The organism is Halorubrum lacusprofundi ATCC 49239, assembly GCF_000022205.1.
Lineage (GTDB): Archaea > Halobacteriota > Halobacteria > Halobacteriales > Haloferacaceae > Halorubrum > Halorubrum lacusprofundi.
This window is the reverse complement of the sequence record NC_012029.1, coordinates 632109-644460: the sequence shown is the minus strand read 5'-3', so window position 1 is coordinate 644460 and position 12352 is coordinate 632109. Positions and strand designations below refer to the sequence as shown.

Genomic DNA, 12352 nt, shown 5'->3' with positions numbered 1-12352 from the left:
GTTTCGTTTCGCGAGAGAAAACGTCCTCGCCGCGAGAGGGTAGCGGATCGGCGGGACTATCGGTTCCGTCAGATCCGTCGGAAGTCGCCGAGCCGGGTCCCGTCCAGTAGGTATGCGTCGCCGGCCGGGAGTGCGTCGGGGAGGAACGGCGCGAGGAACGACTGGCCGTCGACGTTGACCCACGTCCCGCCGGAGCGCTCGTTGAACGCGGGGAAGACGACGAGTTCGGGCGGATCCGTGGCGGCGGCCGGGTCGACTTCACCGTCTTTCACGAACGCCGTCGGATCGAGTTCGCCCCGGAGCCACGCGCGCTCCACTCGCGAGCCGCCGACCGCATCTTCCAGTCGCACTTGCGGATGCTCGTGTCCCATACAGACCACGTCGGCGTCGAGCAGTTCCGGGTTCGGCCACGTATGGCCGTGGAGGACGCCAACGCCGGTACCTGTGGTTGTGTCGTCGTCGCGCTCGCCGCCGTCGCCGCCGAGTACGCCCCCGCCCGCTCCGATCACGTCGAGGTCGTCGGCGAACGCCTCAGCGACCCCGGCGTCGTGGTTCCCCTCGACGAGCGTCATCGGGACGCGATCCGTGACCGCCCGGATCAGCTCGACGAGCTCCTCGCGTTCGTCGCCTTCCGGCGCCGCGATCCGATGCGCGAGGTCGCCGAGGATTACCAATCGATCGGCGTCGGTTTCGGCGATGAGGCCACAGAGCCGCTCGCGGCGCTCGTCTGCACGGCTATCGAGTTCGACGCCGCGCTCATAGCGGAGCCCGACCTCGATACCGGCGTGCACGTCGGCGACGAGCAGCAGGCGCCGGTCGCCGAGATCGGCCACGGCCGCCGGTTCGCCGACCACCGGCTCGACGGCGGGCGACGCGCCCGGTGCCATCAGATCGGCTTCAGCGTGCCGTCGCCGGGCTCGTAGCACTTCCCGCTCATCAGCGCGTCCTGGATCGCGTCCTCGACCGCGTCGGCTGCGACGCCGTGGTCGTCGACGACCGCCTCGACGACCGCCTCGCGATCGGCGCCGGCGCCGTCGTCGAGCGCACCCATCGCGTCGATAACGGCGGCTTCGAGGTCGATGTCGGCGTCAGCATCGCTCGTCTCGTCGCCCGCCGGCTCTTCGCTCTCTGGTTCCGAATCAGTGGTGGGCTCCGCTGCGGCCTCGTCAGCGCTTCCGGCGGGTGCGTCGGCCCCGGCGGACTCCGAAGCGCCCACCGAGGTCGGCGACTCCTCTATCTCCTCGGGATCGGGTACGTCGATGTCGGCCTCGCCGGGCTCGTCGACCTCGGTTCCGGTCGAGAAGTCGGTGCCGAACTCCGACTCGATCTCCTCGCGTTCCTCGTCGTCGAGCTGGTACATCTCGTCGGAGCCGGGCTCGGACGACGGCTCGTCGAGGTCGGCCTCGGCGTCGTCCGTCCCGGATTCGTCGGTCTCGGTATCGTCGGTCCCGGCGTCGAAGTCCCCGAGCCCACCGCTCTCGTCGTCAGACTCGGAGTCGGCGGAGCCGGGGCCGGCGTCGACGGATCCAGCAGCATCGGAACCGGAATCCGACGGTTCGGTTTCGACGGACACGGCGGTGTCCTCAGTATCGGTCTCGATTGAGTCGGTCTCGGTTGAGTCGGTCTCGGTTGAGTCGGTCTCGGTTGAGTCGGCCTCGGTTGAGTCGGCCGTCTCGTCACCTGTCACCGCAGGTTCCGACTCAGCGTTGGGTTCCGGCTCAGAGGCAGACTCGTCCGATTCGGCGGCGACAGACTCGGATTCCGATTCCACCGCCCCATCGTCGGCGACCGGTTCCGCCGGCGCCTCGATCGTCACGTCCGTTTCCGGGAGCGCGCCGATGGCGGCCTCACCGCCCGCATCGGGGGCGATATCGGGTGAGCGCACCTCGTCGCGGTCGCCGGCGATCAGCTTCAGGGCGTCGACGGCGAGCCGCCGGAGCGCCTCGACGTAGGCGGTCGAGGTGTCGTAGTGCGCGATGGCTTTCGGGATCCCGGCCGCCAGCGCCGCCGGTGCGCCGCCCGTTTCGAGGGCTACGCGGAGTTCCTCGCCGCGGAGCTCCGAGTCGAGGGCCTTCGCGAAGACGGCGAGTCGGTCGAGAGTGGCCTCCGCGGCGGAGACGACCCACCGATCGCGGGTGTCGGCGTCGACCGCGTTGAGGCTCTCGGGGCGAACCGAAGTGAACACCCGATCTGAGTCCTCCGGCTCGAAGGTGCGTGCCTTGCCCGTGAGCGCGACGAACGCCGGCGGCTCGGCGCGTTCGAGAAACGTCTGCGCCTCGGGCTGGTACTGGCCGGCGTAGGTGACGAACGCGCCGGATGGGTCGACGACCCGCCCGCGACGCGTCTCGTCGTTCACGCGCTCGACCTCGGTGAGCACGCCCGCGACGAACAGCCGGTTCACGCGCGCGCCGGTCGGGGTGACGACGTAGTTCGGGGCGCGCTCCTCGTCGCTCTCGGAGTACGAGAGGGAGGCGTCGTCGAACTCGGCGGCGAACACGCGGTGAGCGACCTCGCGGGCGCCCGGTCCGTCGTCGCTCATTCGCCCACCTCCGCGAGCGCGGCACGGGCGGCATCGGCGGGGTCGTCATCCGCGAGCGCGAACTCGCTGGCGTCGAGGTTGGCGCCGTAGTCGTCGACCGAAAGGTTCCCGCGGACGCGGTAGGCGTGTCCGACCAGTGAATCGGCGATCGCCTCGGCGACGACCTCCTTGTCCATCGCGTCTTTCGCGGCGTCGAGGGCGTCGTCGAGCCCCCCGCCGTACACCTCGGCGGTGAGCTCGTCGTCGAGGACGACGGTGACGGTGTCGGTGCCGTCGTCGACGATCGCTTTCACGCGGAGGTCGTCCTCACCGTCCACGTCGCCGTGGCTCCGGCACTGGCCGTTCTGGACCACGCGGCCGCACTCCGGACAGCGCTCGATGAGCCCGGAGCCGTCCCGGATTTCGAGGACGTTGCCGACGATCTCCACGTCGAACATCCCGCCGGAGGCGACCGCGTCGGCGACCGAAAGGCGGGGTGCGTCCTCCGCAACTTCGACGGGGTCGGGGAGGGGAGTGACCGTCGAGAACTCGGTGAGGTTGATCGACGGCACGCCGCGGAATTCTCGGACATACACGTCCTCGATCCGGAGGTCGGCGCCCGGCTCCAGTTCGGAGCGGGGCTGCCAGTCGGTGAAGGGGAGCTTCGCGGTGGCGTCGCCCACGACGCCCTCCAGGATCTCCGTTTCGCCGTCGCGCCCGGAGATGGTCTTCTCGTCGACCTCCAGCACGCGGACCTCGACGTTGCGGCCGCGGTCGCCCGCGGCGATGTCGACGAGGCTCCGGTCGCCGCCGACCTCCTGGTCGACCTCGACCGTCTCGTCGGCGATGGCAACGGTGGTGGAGTCATTGAGGTTGAGCTCCGGCTCGCCCTCCCATTCTCGGACGCCGGCGTTACCCATCGTCAGCGAGTCGCCCGGCTCGAACCCGAAGTCCTGCCACGCGGTGTAGGAGATGACGCCGGTCTCGTCGGCGATCTCCCCCTCACGGATCGTGAGATCGTCGCCCTGATACCGGATCGTGCGGGTTCCCTGCGTGAGCACGCGGACGGTCACCGTCACGCCGTCGTGGTCGGTGGTGATCTCGTCCACGTCGACCGAATCTGGCGTCGGCGTCGAGCCACCACCCCCACCGCCGTGCTTCCGGCGGACGCTCTGTTTGGCCTCGTCGATCGGGACGCTGTACTCCAGTAAGTTCTGCAGGTCGGCTTTGACCTCCTCTTTGTCGACACCGAGGTCGGAGGCGAGCTCCTCGGCATGGCTGTTGACGTCCATCGGGTCGGGATTCGACGCGACCGCACAAAAGGGTTCACCACCCCGACCAGCGAACCGACACGACCACCAGCGAACCGACACGACCACCAGCGAACCGACACGACCACCAGCGAACCGACATGACGACGCCGACCGCCCCACTCTCGCTGGCCGGTAGGGATAAACCGCCCCCGTCCGCAACGTGAGGTATGGACGAAATCGACATCGACACGCGCGTCACGGACGAGCGAACCGTCATCGACGTGACCGGGACTCGCGACGTCGCCGTCGTCGTTCGGTCCGCGAGCGGCGAGCGGATCTACCTCCCGCCGGCCGGCTTCGACGAGCCCGTGTCGGACTCGCCGTACACCTCTCCGTATCAGGGCGGAAGCGGGATCGACGGCGAGGAGAGCCCGTACGGCGGCGGGTCCGGAAGCACTCGCGGCGTGGTCGAGACCGCGGACGGGTTCCGGATCACGCATCCGGAGACGGCCACCGAGTTCGACGTGTACCGCGGCGACGACGAGTAGGCGACGGAAACAGACCGAGAGAAAACGGATTTCGAGAGGCCTACGCTACGTCCTCGTACACCGCCAGCGTGTCCTCGGCGACTTCCGACCACTCGCGGCGCTCGTACTCCGGGGGTTGCTCGCGGTCAAGCGCGGTTGCGATCCCGTCGACGATCGACTCAGAATCGACCTCGACCTCGACGAGACAGCCGTCCGGCAGTACCTCCGCGACGCCCGCCCGGGTCGCGACGACCTGCGTCCCGGACTCCAGCGCCTCGGTGATCGTGATGCCGAACGGCTCCGCGTACGAGGGTGAGACGAACGCGTCCGCGGCGGCGTAGTAGTCGCCGAGCTCTGCTTCCGGGACGTAGCCGACGAACTCGACACGCTCTTCGATGCCGAGCAGCTCGACAAACCGCTTCAACTGGTCGGTCTGGTGGCCCGACCCGCCGACGACGAGGGTCACGCCGGGACGGCGGAGCTTGCGCATCGCGTACAGCAGGTGCGAGATCCCCTTCTGGTCGGTGTGTCGGCCGACGAAGAAGACCATCTCCCCGTCGATCCCGAGGTCCTCGCGGACGTCTTTCCCGGAGAACGTCGGGGTCGAGAAGCCGTTGTACACGACTCGGGAGTCGGCGCCGTACAGCTCGCGGATGTCCTCGCGGACGAGTTCACTGACCGCGATGTTGGTGTCCGCGGCGTTCGCGAGGCGGCGCTCGGTCTCGACCTCTCGGGTCGGCGGGTTGATATTGCGGTCGCTCGCGAGCGAGTGGAACGACGACACCCACGTCGCGTCCGACGCGCGAGCGGCCTGTCGGCCGGGACCGTACCCGAACCAGTCGTGCGTGTGGATCACGTCGTGGTCGGGGGCGAGCTCGGCAAACCGGTCGCTGAGGCGGTCGACGCGGTCCGCGACGTCCCCCTCTCCGGTCTCGACGGGCTCGATCCCGGGCTCGTCGTCCGGCGCGAACTCCGCGGGCAACACGAGGGTGGCATCCACCCCGAGGTCGTCGCGGAGCCCGGAGAACAGTTCACCGACGTGGACATCGAGCCCGCCGGTGATGTTCGGCGGATACCCCCATCCCAGCATGAGTACGCTCGGCGGCATACCCCCACGTTTTGGGAGTCGGCACTTAGGTATGCCCCTACTTCGCGCGGCCGAGCGGCTCGCCGCACGTCGGGAGAATATAAAAAGATGCGCAGCGGCTTTCCTCGAGCCCGATTCAGGCGGCCTTCACGGCGTCGCGCAGCGCGCCGGTGCGGTCGGTGATCGACTCCGCTCCCTCGGCGAGCACGTCGAGCGGGTCACCGGACTCGGATTTCACCGTCAGTACCGGTTCCGTCTGACCACCGGACTGCTCGGGGTTCATGTCGTAGGTCGCGGCTGCGACGTCGTCGGTCTCCAGCAGGACGCCCTTCAGCACGTTCATGAAGGTGTGGTCCTCGCCGGCGATCTCGATGCGGAGTTCCGTGTCGGTTTTCTCGATGACCCGCAGTTCCATGCCTAGCGATTCGCCCGAGGCGCGTTTCAAGGTTTCGTCTCCCGGATATCGGTGGTTGCGGATTATCCACACGCCACGGCAGCCCTTTTAAGTGACGTGGACGCAGTCGGTGGCATGGAAATCCGACGCCTCCCGACCGACGAGAATGCCCTCCGCCGCTATGCGGCCGAGTTGTGGCTCCCCTATCACCGCGACCTCGCGGCCGCCGTCGACGCCCACGCGCTGGCCGACTGGCCCGACGAGCGGTTCGTCGAGCGCAACGTCGAGTTCACCCGAAACCGGCTCGAAGACGACGGCAACCGGGGATGGGTGGCGGTGGGGGTGCCCGATGACGCCGAGGCCGACCCCGCGACTGTGTCTGTTACACATCCCGACCTCGAACTGACGGGCCTGTTGCTGACGAGCGTCGACGAGTGTCCCGACCCGTTCGACCGGTCTGATAGACTCGTCGTCGGGGAGATTTACGTCGCTGAGCCGTACCGTGGTACCGGGCTTGCAGACCGTCTGATGGAGCGTGCTGCGGCTGACGCCCGCGAGCAGGACTGCGGCGAACTCCGGCTCGACGTCGACGTCGATAACGGGCGAGCGATGGCGTTCTACGAGAACCAGGGGTTCGAGCCGTATCGCAAGCAGTTAACGCGAGACGTGGAGTGAGTGCGTTTATAGGCGGTTAATGACCGTTTGAGGGTGACCACCTCCAAAGCCCCAGCCGCTCGCTTATAAGTCGTTGACACCGGATCGACGGCGAACACCTCCAAAGCCCCAGCCGCGAGGGCTCGCGCGCCTTGCTGCGCGCCGCACTCGCGACGCTCGTGCGGTGCTTACTGCGGCGTGCTTCGCCTCGCGGCTGCCCCTTTGAGTCCCCCGCCCCGCCAGCACCGCAACCGCACCTCACGCCTCCCCAGCCTCGTCGCTGGCGCCGACGGCGCCAGCGACTCCCTCGCGCGTCGCTGTTCGCGCCCTTCGGGCGCTCACATGCGCGCGCCACCGCACCCGCACAGTTTCTCTATCAATTCTATTTAGAAGGGGTTACCGCATCCGATCTCACTCCCAACATCTTGTGGCAGCACCGCCGCTACGCGACTGATAAACGGGAAAACTGCGGGTACGCTCGGTGAGGCGTTACTCGTCGGCGTCGACAGCCACTTCGTCGGCGTCGACGTCGACGGCAGTCTCCTCTTCGGCGGCGACCTCGGACGGCCGCGCCTCCAGCGTCAGCTTCTGAATCTCGACGCGGCGAAGCGGGTAGATGAGCTTCGCGTCGCCGTAGATGGCCGACGAGAGGTTCCCCTCGACGATGGCGTCGACGAACGACTCGAAGGTCCGGTCCTCGGCGGCCGCGTGGACCTTGTCGATCATGACGCGGCGGATCGCCTTCTCCTGCGAGCGATCGGCCTTCTTCGTCGTCAGCGCGACGGGCTGGACGCGGATGCGGTAGTCGTCCGTCGTCAGCACCGTGATCGACGCCTCGACCTTCGAGGCGCCGCGGCGGACGAGCGAGCGCAGGTAGTCCCGCGTGAGCTCGTACTTGATGAACTCGGTGTAGGCCGTGTCGCTGCCCACGTCGGTGATCTTGAACGTGAGCTTCGTGTTGTTCGCGCCGGAGTCGCCGGTCAGCTCGCCCAGCGTCGTCGTGATCGTACGGCCGACGACCTGGTCGGGCTCCTCGGCGAGGGTCTCGCCGAGCTCCTGCCGGTCGAACTGTTCGGGCGCCAGCACGGAGTACCAGCGCTTCTGTTCTCTGCTCTTGGATACGGATCGTTCGCTCATGTGTTGGTGTCGGTGTCGCCGTTGGTGTCGGAGCGGCGCCCTCCGTCGTCGGCCGCGAGGTGCGCCCTCGCGCGCTCGACGAGTCGGTCCGCGACGCGTAGGTTCACGACGTGGTCGTCCACGGTCGACCGCAGCCCACCAGTGGTGGGTCGCTCGACGACGCACTCGATCGCGTCGCCGTCGACGCGGGTGGTCATCGAATCGGTCTCGTCGGGAGCGAGCGCGGCGGCGACGAGGGCGGCGTCGGCGTGGGTCGTCCGGACGGTCGCCGTCCGGCTGGACGCCTCGCTCCGAGCGGATTCTCCGCTCATAGCGCCTCCCTGAGCGCGGCGAGCGCGCCCGTGATGTCGCCGTCGGTCGCTTCGCGCTCCTCAATCCTGTCCGCCTCGTCGGCGGTGCCGACTGCGATCCCGCCACGGTCGGCGGTCCCCCAGCCGTCGCCGCCGACCTCGCTTGCCGCCGACCGGCAGGCGTCGCCGAGCCCGATCGGCTCGGCGGTCGCGCCGCCCGCTGCGCGGCCCCCGCCGGTCGCGGCAGCAGCCAGCCGGCCCGCGGCCTCGTCGACCGCGACGGCGACGGGCTCCGGCGACCGGAAGTCGCGGACGAGTCGAGCAACCGTCGGAAGGACGGCGGCCGCGTCAGGCGCGGCGTCTCCGTCCTCCTCCGAGCGGTCGCCTCCCGCGAGGGCGACGCGCGCGACGAGACAGCCGTCGTACCGGCCGATCGTCGCGTCGTCGAGCGCGCGGTGCGCGGCGAGTCCGTGCGACCGCCACGCGTCGAGCGCGGCGGCCCGAAGCTCGTCGCCCGGATCGCTGTCGAGCGCCAGCGCGACTCCCGTACCGGGAGCCTCGCGGGCGAGCGCGTCGAGCACGTCGGCGTAGCCGCCGACCGTCTCGAACGGTGCCGCGTCTCCGACCGTGGCGTACGGGCGGAGCGCGCGCTCGACCGCAGAGGCGGCCCGTGTGCTCGCACCCTCGGCGTCCGCAACGTCGACGGCGACCAGCGACGCGAGTCGCCGGTGTGCGTCGTCGTCGAGGTCGGCCGGAAGTCCGAGATCCGCGAGCGCTGCGCGCGCGGCCTCGCTATCGCCGGAGTACGACGTCCGAACGAGCATCGAGGCCGCGAGCCCGTCCGCCAGATCGACGGTCGGGAGCGCGACGCCAGGGCGTCGGCGAACGCGGTCCGTGTGCTCGGCCGCCTCCAGTGCGTCACCGGAGCCGTCCGTACCGGGCACGGAGCCGGCTGCGACGACGCCCGCAAGGGCGACGACCGGATCGGGGTCGACGCCGAGCGCGCGCGCTATCGCGAACGCGTCCGTGCTCGCCGGGCGCCCCAAACCGGGAATCGCGTGCGGGCCGCGGTCCGCGCCAATTGTCACCGCGACGGCGTCGTCGCCGGCGTCGGGGACCGGATCGCGAGACACGCGGACCTGAAACGGCGTGCCGACCGCCCGCAGTGCCCGCGCGAGCAGCCCGGCGGCTGCTACCGCGTCACCGTCGTCGGTCGCGACGAGCCGGGCGAACGGCGCGTCCGCGAGGACGTCGGCGAGGGCGTCGGGGGCGGGCGTGGCGGATGTCGCTTCGGTCATTGAGTGGGTGCGGTCGTGTGGTGTGGTCGTGGGTCGATGCGTCACGTCGGTTTGTCGCGACTCGGTGTCGCGTCGTGTCGGTTACTCGTCGGAGCCGTTCCCGTCGGAGTCGCTACTCGTCTTCGAGGAGCTCGGCGGCGAGCTCGTGGGTGTACGTGAACTCCTCGTCGATCTCGTCGCCACGGTAGTAGTTCGCGAGGCGGCGAATCTTCGACTCCGTGTTCTGGAGCGAGCGCTTGTTCTGGTGGTCCTGTCCGTTCTCCGCCATGTGTTCGCGCAGGCGGACGGCCTGGGCCATCAGGTTGCGGAGGTCCTCGGGGAACTCCGAATCCGCGTCGTGCGCTTCTAAGATATCGGTGAGCTTCTTGCCGGTGGCCAGCTTCACGTCGGGCACCGGAACGCCCTTGACGCCCTCGTCACGGAGCTTGAGTCCGATGACGCTGGGGTCGTGGCCCTGCTCCGCTAGTTCGACGACGCGGGACTCGATGTCCTCGGCGTCGACGTCGCTCCACTCCGGGTTCTCGTCCGTCGCCGGCTTGTCCGAACCGGACGAACCGCGACGGCGCGTGTGCATTCGTGCCATTGTGTATCTGATTGGAACGGCACAACCGCAACGTGACCGCGACTCCGCGCGACGCGGCTGACGGACGGCTCGCGGATCGAGCAGTCCGACCGGACAACCCGCGTGAGCGGACGGTCCGACCGCGACGCCGGAGGCGTCGGCGCACTGCTACATTCCCAAGCCGTGGGCGAAGAGGCCCCGGCGCGTCGGATCTGCAGCTGTGCTGTTCCCGTGTGAGGGGTCGTCGTCGGGGTTCTTAAGCGTGTTCTTGTGGGGCGCTCGGATGGATACGGAGATCGAGGAACGGAGTCACGGGCGGAGACGAGACGCGGGCGGAGACGGGAGGCTGACGGAACAGGACACGAGGGTTTACGTAGGTCGTCGATTACCGAGTGCGTGGGAGAGACACATGACCGACCCATCCGACAGCGACCCGATCGATCGGACCGGCGACGAACCACCCGACTGCGACGCCCCCGGTGGGGGCGGATCCGGCGCAACTGACGAGACCATGACCGCCGGTGGGGCCGCGAACGACGACGAACTCGTGACCGACGGGGGGCTCAGCGCCGAGACGGGAACGGGGACGGACTCAGGACCGCGGATCACGTTCTACGGCGGGAAGTGGGCGAGCACGATCCCGCTCGCCTTCTTCATCACCTGGGCCATCTTCCAGAGCGGTGTCCTCGGCATCGGCGACACGCAGGGCCTCGTCATCGGGGCGCTGCTCGGGACGATCCTCGGGATGTTCTTCGTACGCGGAGACTGGAAGGTGTACGCCGACACCATCTTCGAGGGGATGACCCAGCGCGTCGCCGCGACGGCGATCGTCGCGTGGCTGTGGGCCGGCATGTTCGCCGACACGCTACAGGTCGGCGGATTCGTCGAGGGACTCATCTTCGCCGCCGACGCCTTGAACGTCGGCGCGGCGACGTTCCCGGCTGCGGCGTTCGTCCTCTGTGGCCTGCTCGCGACCGGGATCGGGACGGGGTACGGTGCCACCATCGCGTTCGTGACCCTCTTTTTCCCAGCCGGGGTCCTCATCGGCGCGAACCCGGTGCTGCTGTTCGCGGCGATCCTTTCGGGCGCCGTCTTCGGCGATAACCTCGCGCCCGTCAGCGACACGACGATCGTAAGCGCGGTGACGCAGGACGCCGACATCGGCGGCGTCGTCGCCTCGCGGTTCAAATACGCGATTGCGGCGGCTATCCCGGCGTTCATCGCCTACCTGATCATGGGGTCGGCGCTGTCGGGAGCGAGCCTCGAAGGGTCGGTCGCGCTCCGCGAGTCAGCGACTGCGCTCGGTCTGGTTCACTTGTTCTCGATGGGCATCGTCATCGCGACGGCGATCGCGGGACGGCACATCGTTGAGGCGATCTCGTGGGGGATCGTCGTCGCCGTCGCGTTCAACATCGCGTTCGGCCTCTCGTCGGTGAGCGACATCCTCGCGTTCACCGTGACCGAGGCCGGGAGGTTCACCGCGCTGCCGTTCGTCGTGGTCGGCGAGACCGCGGGCGTGGGCGGGAGCCTCTACTCGGGCGCGATCGGCTTCTTCCCGCTCATCGTGTTGACGCTGCTGATCGTGTCGATGGCGCAGATCATGATCCGCGGCGGCGGGTTCGCGGCGATCCAGGAATTCCTGCTCAATTCCGTCGCGACCAACGTCCGCCGCGCCGAGCTGACGATGGTCCTCGGCACGGCGACGATTAACGGGATGATCACAATCAACACGGCTGCGGAGATCGCGATCGCGCCGTACATCGCGCGGATCGGCGAGAAGTTCAACATCAACGGCTACCGGCGGGCGAACATCTTGGACGCGAACACCTCCGCGCTCGGGTACATCTTCCCGTGGGCCGGCGGCGTCCTCGTCGGGTATCAGGTGATGGTCGGTCCAGACGGACTCGGCGCCCAGTACGGCCCCGAGATGGTGGTCAACCCCATCGAGGTCGTGCCGTACGTGTTCCACGGCTGGTTCCTCGTGATCGTCTTCCTGCTAGCCGCGATCACCGGATTCGGGCGGGAGTACATTCCCGACCGGACCTCTGAGGAGGTGTCGCGCGCATGAGCCGCTTCGACAAGTTCTTCGCCGGGTTCTCGTTCCGAGAGTCGACTCCCGACTACGAGCCGGGCGACGTGATCGAGGTGATGGTCACCGGCACGGAGGGCGGCGACGCCGTCGCCCGCATCGGCGACTCAATGCTCCGGATCGAGGACGCGCCGGCCGACGCCGTGAACACTCGCGTGCTGGTCGTGGTCGAGACGTGGGACGAGGCGGGCCACCGCGGTACCGGGACGTACCGCGAGACGGTCGGCAAAAGCGCGTTCTGATCGGTCTGAGGGAGACCGTTTTTCTGGTGTTGTCGACTCGATCGTTCACACTCCGTCGATCGGTGATACGGTGGCTGCTCGTAAAGCCTCAGCCGCTCGCATATAAATAGTTGATTGCGAATCCGTGGTGAACACCTCCAAAGCCCCAGCCACGAGGACTCGGTGCGGTCGCTTCGGTCCTCAGTCGCTCACGATGCTCGCTTCTTGCGGTCCTTACCTCCCGCGCCTTCGTCCTCGTGGCAGCGAGGCGCTTCGCGCCTCTGGCAGCCGGCGGCAGAGCCGCCGGCGACTTCCCTTTGAG

13 protein-coding genes are annotated in these 12352 nt (G+C 68.6%); 4 read left to right on the top strand and 9 right to left on the bottom strand.

Translation table 11 applies throughout. The features are described from left to right. Positions 1-68: 68 nt before the first annotated feature. The 3 genes from HLAC_RS03100 to HLAC_RS03090 are packed head-to-tail and all read right to left on the bottom strand — an operon-like array spanning position 69 to position 3810. A complete protein-coding gene (locus HLAC_RS03100) occupies positions 69-887 on the bottom strand; it encodes a metallophosphoesterase (protein WP_012659860.1) in 819 nt (272 codons plus the stop codon). Beyond that, on the bottom strand, positions 887-2539 hold the full coding sequence (locus tag HLAC_RS03095) for a hypothetical protein (RefSeq protein ID WP_012659859.1): 1653 nt from the start codon (positions 2537-2539) through the stop codon (positions 887-889). The genes HLAC_RS03100 and HLAC_RS03095 overlap by 1 nt, the downstream gene beginning before the upstream one ends. Further along, the gene (locus tag HLAC_RS03090; RefSeq protein WP_012659858.1) at positions 2536-3810 is read right to left on the bottom strand and encodes a Single-stranded DNA binding protein; all 1275 of its coding nucleotides are present in this window, start codon (positions 3808-3810) and stop codon (positions 2536-2538) included. Before HLAC_RS03090 ends, HLAC_RS03095 begins: the two co-directional genes overlap by 4 nt. 188 nt (positions 3811-3998) lie before the next feature. Between HLAC_RS03090 and HLAC_RS03085 the strand changes: the two genes are divergently transcribed. After that, positions 3999-4319, top strand: coding sequence for a DUF7510 family protein (locus tag HLAC_RS03085; protein ID WP_012659857.1), 321 nt, complete (start codon positions 3999-4001; stop codon positions 4317-4319). A 40-nt stretch (positions 4320-4359) separates the two neighbouring features. Here HLAC_RS03085 and HLAC_RS03080 read toward each other — a convergent pair whose 3' ends face one another. After that, complete coding sequence (locus tag HLAC_RS03080; protein WP_012659856.1) at positions 4360-5388, bottom strand: glycosyltransferase family 4 protein; 1029 nt, start codon at positions 5386-5388, stop codon at positions 4360-4362. A 133-nt stretch (positions 5389-5521) separates the two neighbouring features. Then, positions 5522-5800 (bottom strand): DNA-directed RNA polymerase subunit L, encoded by a 279-nt coding sequence (locus HLAC_RS03075; protein WP_012659855.1) that lies wholly within the window; start codon positions 5798-5800, stop codon positions 5522-5524. Between the two features lie 114 nt (positions 5801-5914). Between HLAC_RS03075 and HLAC_RS03070 the strand changes: the two genes are divergently transcribed. Next, positions 5915-6454: a GNAT family N-acetyltransferase gene (locus HLAC_RS03070; protein ID WP_012659854.1), complete on the top strand. Its 540-nt coding sequence runs from the start codon at positions 5915-5917 to the stop codon at positions 6452-6454. A gap of 468 nt (positions 6455-6922) precedes the next feature. Here HLAC_RS03070 and HLAC_RS03065 read toward each other — a convergent pair whose 3' ends face one another. The 4 genes from HLAC_RS03065 to HLAC_RS03050 form a co-directional block, all read right to left on the bottom strand. Next, entirely contained in the window at positions 6923-7570 is a 648-nt protein-coding gene (locus HLAC_RS03065; protein ID WP_012659853.1) for a 30S ribosomal protein S3ae, read from the bottom strand. After that, positions 7567-7881, bottom strand: a complete 315-nt coding sequence (locus tag HLAC_RS03060; RefSeq protein ID WP_012659852.1) for a KEOPS complex subunit Pcc1 — start codon at positions 7879-7881, stop codon at positions 7567-7569. The genes HLAC_RS03065 and HLAC_RS03060 overlap by 4 nt, the downstream gene beginning before the upstream one ends. After that, a complete protein-coding gene (locus HLAC_RS03055) occupies positions 7878-9158 on the bottom strand; it encodes a hypothetical protein (RefSeq protein ID WP_012659851.1) in 1281 nt (426 codons plus the stop codon). Before HLAC_RS03055 ends, HLAC_RS03060 begins: the two co-directional genes overlap by 4 nt. Before the next feature lie 112 nt (positions 9159-9270). Beyond that, positions 9271-9741 (bottom strand): 30S ribosomal protein S15, encoded by a 471-nt coding sequence (locus HLAC_RS03050; protein WP_049933188.1) that lies wholly within the window; start codon positions 9739-9741, stop codon positions 9271-9273. A gap of 388 nt (positions 9742-10129) precedes the next feature. Between HLAC_RS03050 and HLAC_RS03045 the strand changes: the two genes are divergently transcribed. Together HLAC_RS03045 and HLAC_RS03040 are read left to right on the top strand one after the other, a co-directional pair. Further along, positions 10130-11788, top strand: a complete 1659-nt coding sequence (locus HLAC_RS03045; protein ID WP_170933345.1) for a Na+/H+ antiporter NhaC family protein — start codon at positions 10130-10132, stop codon at positions 11786-11788. After that, on the top strand, positions 11785-12051 hold the full coding sequence (locus HLAC_RS03040; protein ID WP_012659848.1) for a DUF7513 family protein: 267 nt from the start codon (positions 11785-11787) through the stop codon (positions 12049-12051). Before HLAC_RS03045 ends, HLAC_RS03040 begins: the two co-directional genes overlap by 4 nt. Positions 12052-12352: the final 301 nt, after the last annotated feature.

Coding starts and splice junctions, on each gene's coding strand:
- HLAC_RS03070 (WP_012659854.1), top strand. CDS start 5,915: ATGGAAATCCGACGCCTCCCGACCGACGAGAATGCCCTCCGCCGCTAT.
- HLAC_RS03040 (WP_012659848.1), top strand. CDS start 11,785: ATGAGCCGCTTCGACAAGTTCTTCGCCGGGTTCTCGTTCCGAGAGTCG.
- HLAC_RS03085 (WP_012659857.1), top strand. CDS start 3,999: ATGGACGAAATCGACATCGACACGCGCGTCACGGACGAGCGAACCGTC.
- HLAC_RS03075 (WP_012659855.1), bottom strand. CDS start 5,800: ATGGAACTGCGGGTCATCGAGAAAACCGACACGGAACTCCGCATCGAG.
- HLAC_RS03100 (WP_012659860.1), bottom strand. CDS start 887: ATGGCACCGGGCGCGTCGCCCGCCGTCGAGCCGGTGGTCGGCGAACCG.
- HLAC_RS03060 (WP_012659852.1), bottom strand. CDS start 7,881: ATGAGCGGAGAATCCGCTCGGAGCGAGGCGTCCAGCCGGACGGCGACC.
- HLAC_RS03055 (WP_012659851.1), bottom strand. CDS start 9,158: ATGACCGAAGCGACATCCGCCACGCCCGCCCCCGACGCCCTCGCCGAC.
- HLAC_RS03095 (WP_012659859.1), bottom strand. CDS start 2,539: ATGAGCGACGACGGACCGGGCGCCCGCGAGGTCGCTCACCGCGTGTTC.
- HLAC_RS03065 (WP_012659853.1), bottom strand. CDS start 7,570: ATGAGCGAACGATCCGTATCCAAGAGCAGAGAACAGAAGCGCTGGTAC.
- HLAC_RS03090 (WP_012659858.1), bottom strand. CDS start 3,810: ATGGACGTCAACAGCCATGCCGAGGAGCTCGCCTCCGACCTCGGTGTC.
- HLAC_RS03080 (WP_012659856.1), bottom strand. CDS start 5,388: ATGCTGGGATGGGGGTATCCGCCGAACATCACCGGCGGGCTCGATGTC.
- HLAC_RS03045 (WP_170933345.1), top strand. CDS start 10,130: ATGACCGACCCATCCGACAGCGACCCGATCGATCGGACCGGCGACGAA.
- HLAC_RS03050 (WP_049933188.1), bottom strand. CDS start 9,741: ATGGCACGAATGCACACGCGCCGTCGCGGTTCGTCCGGTTCGGACAAG.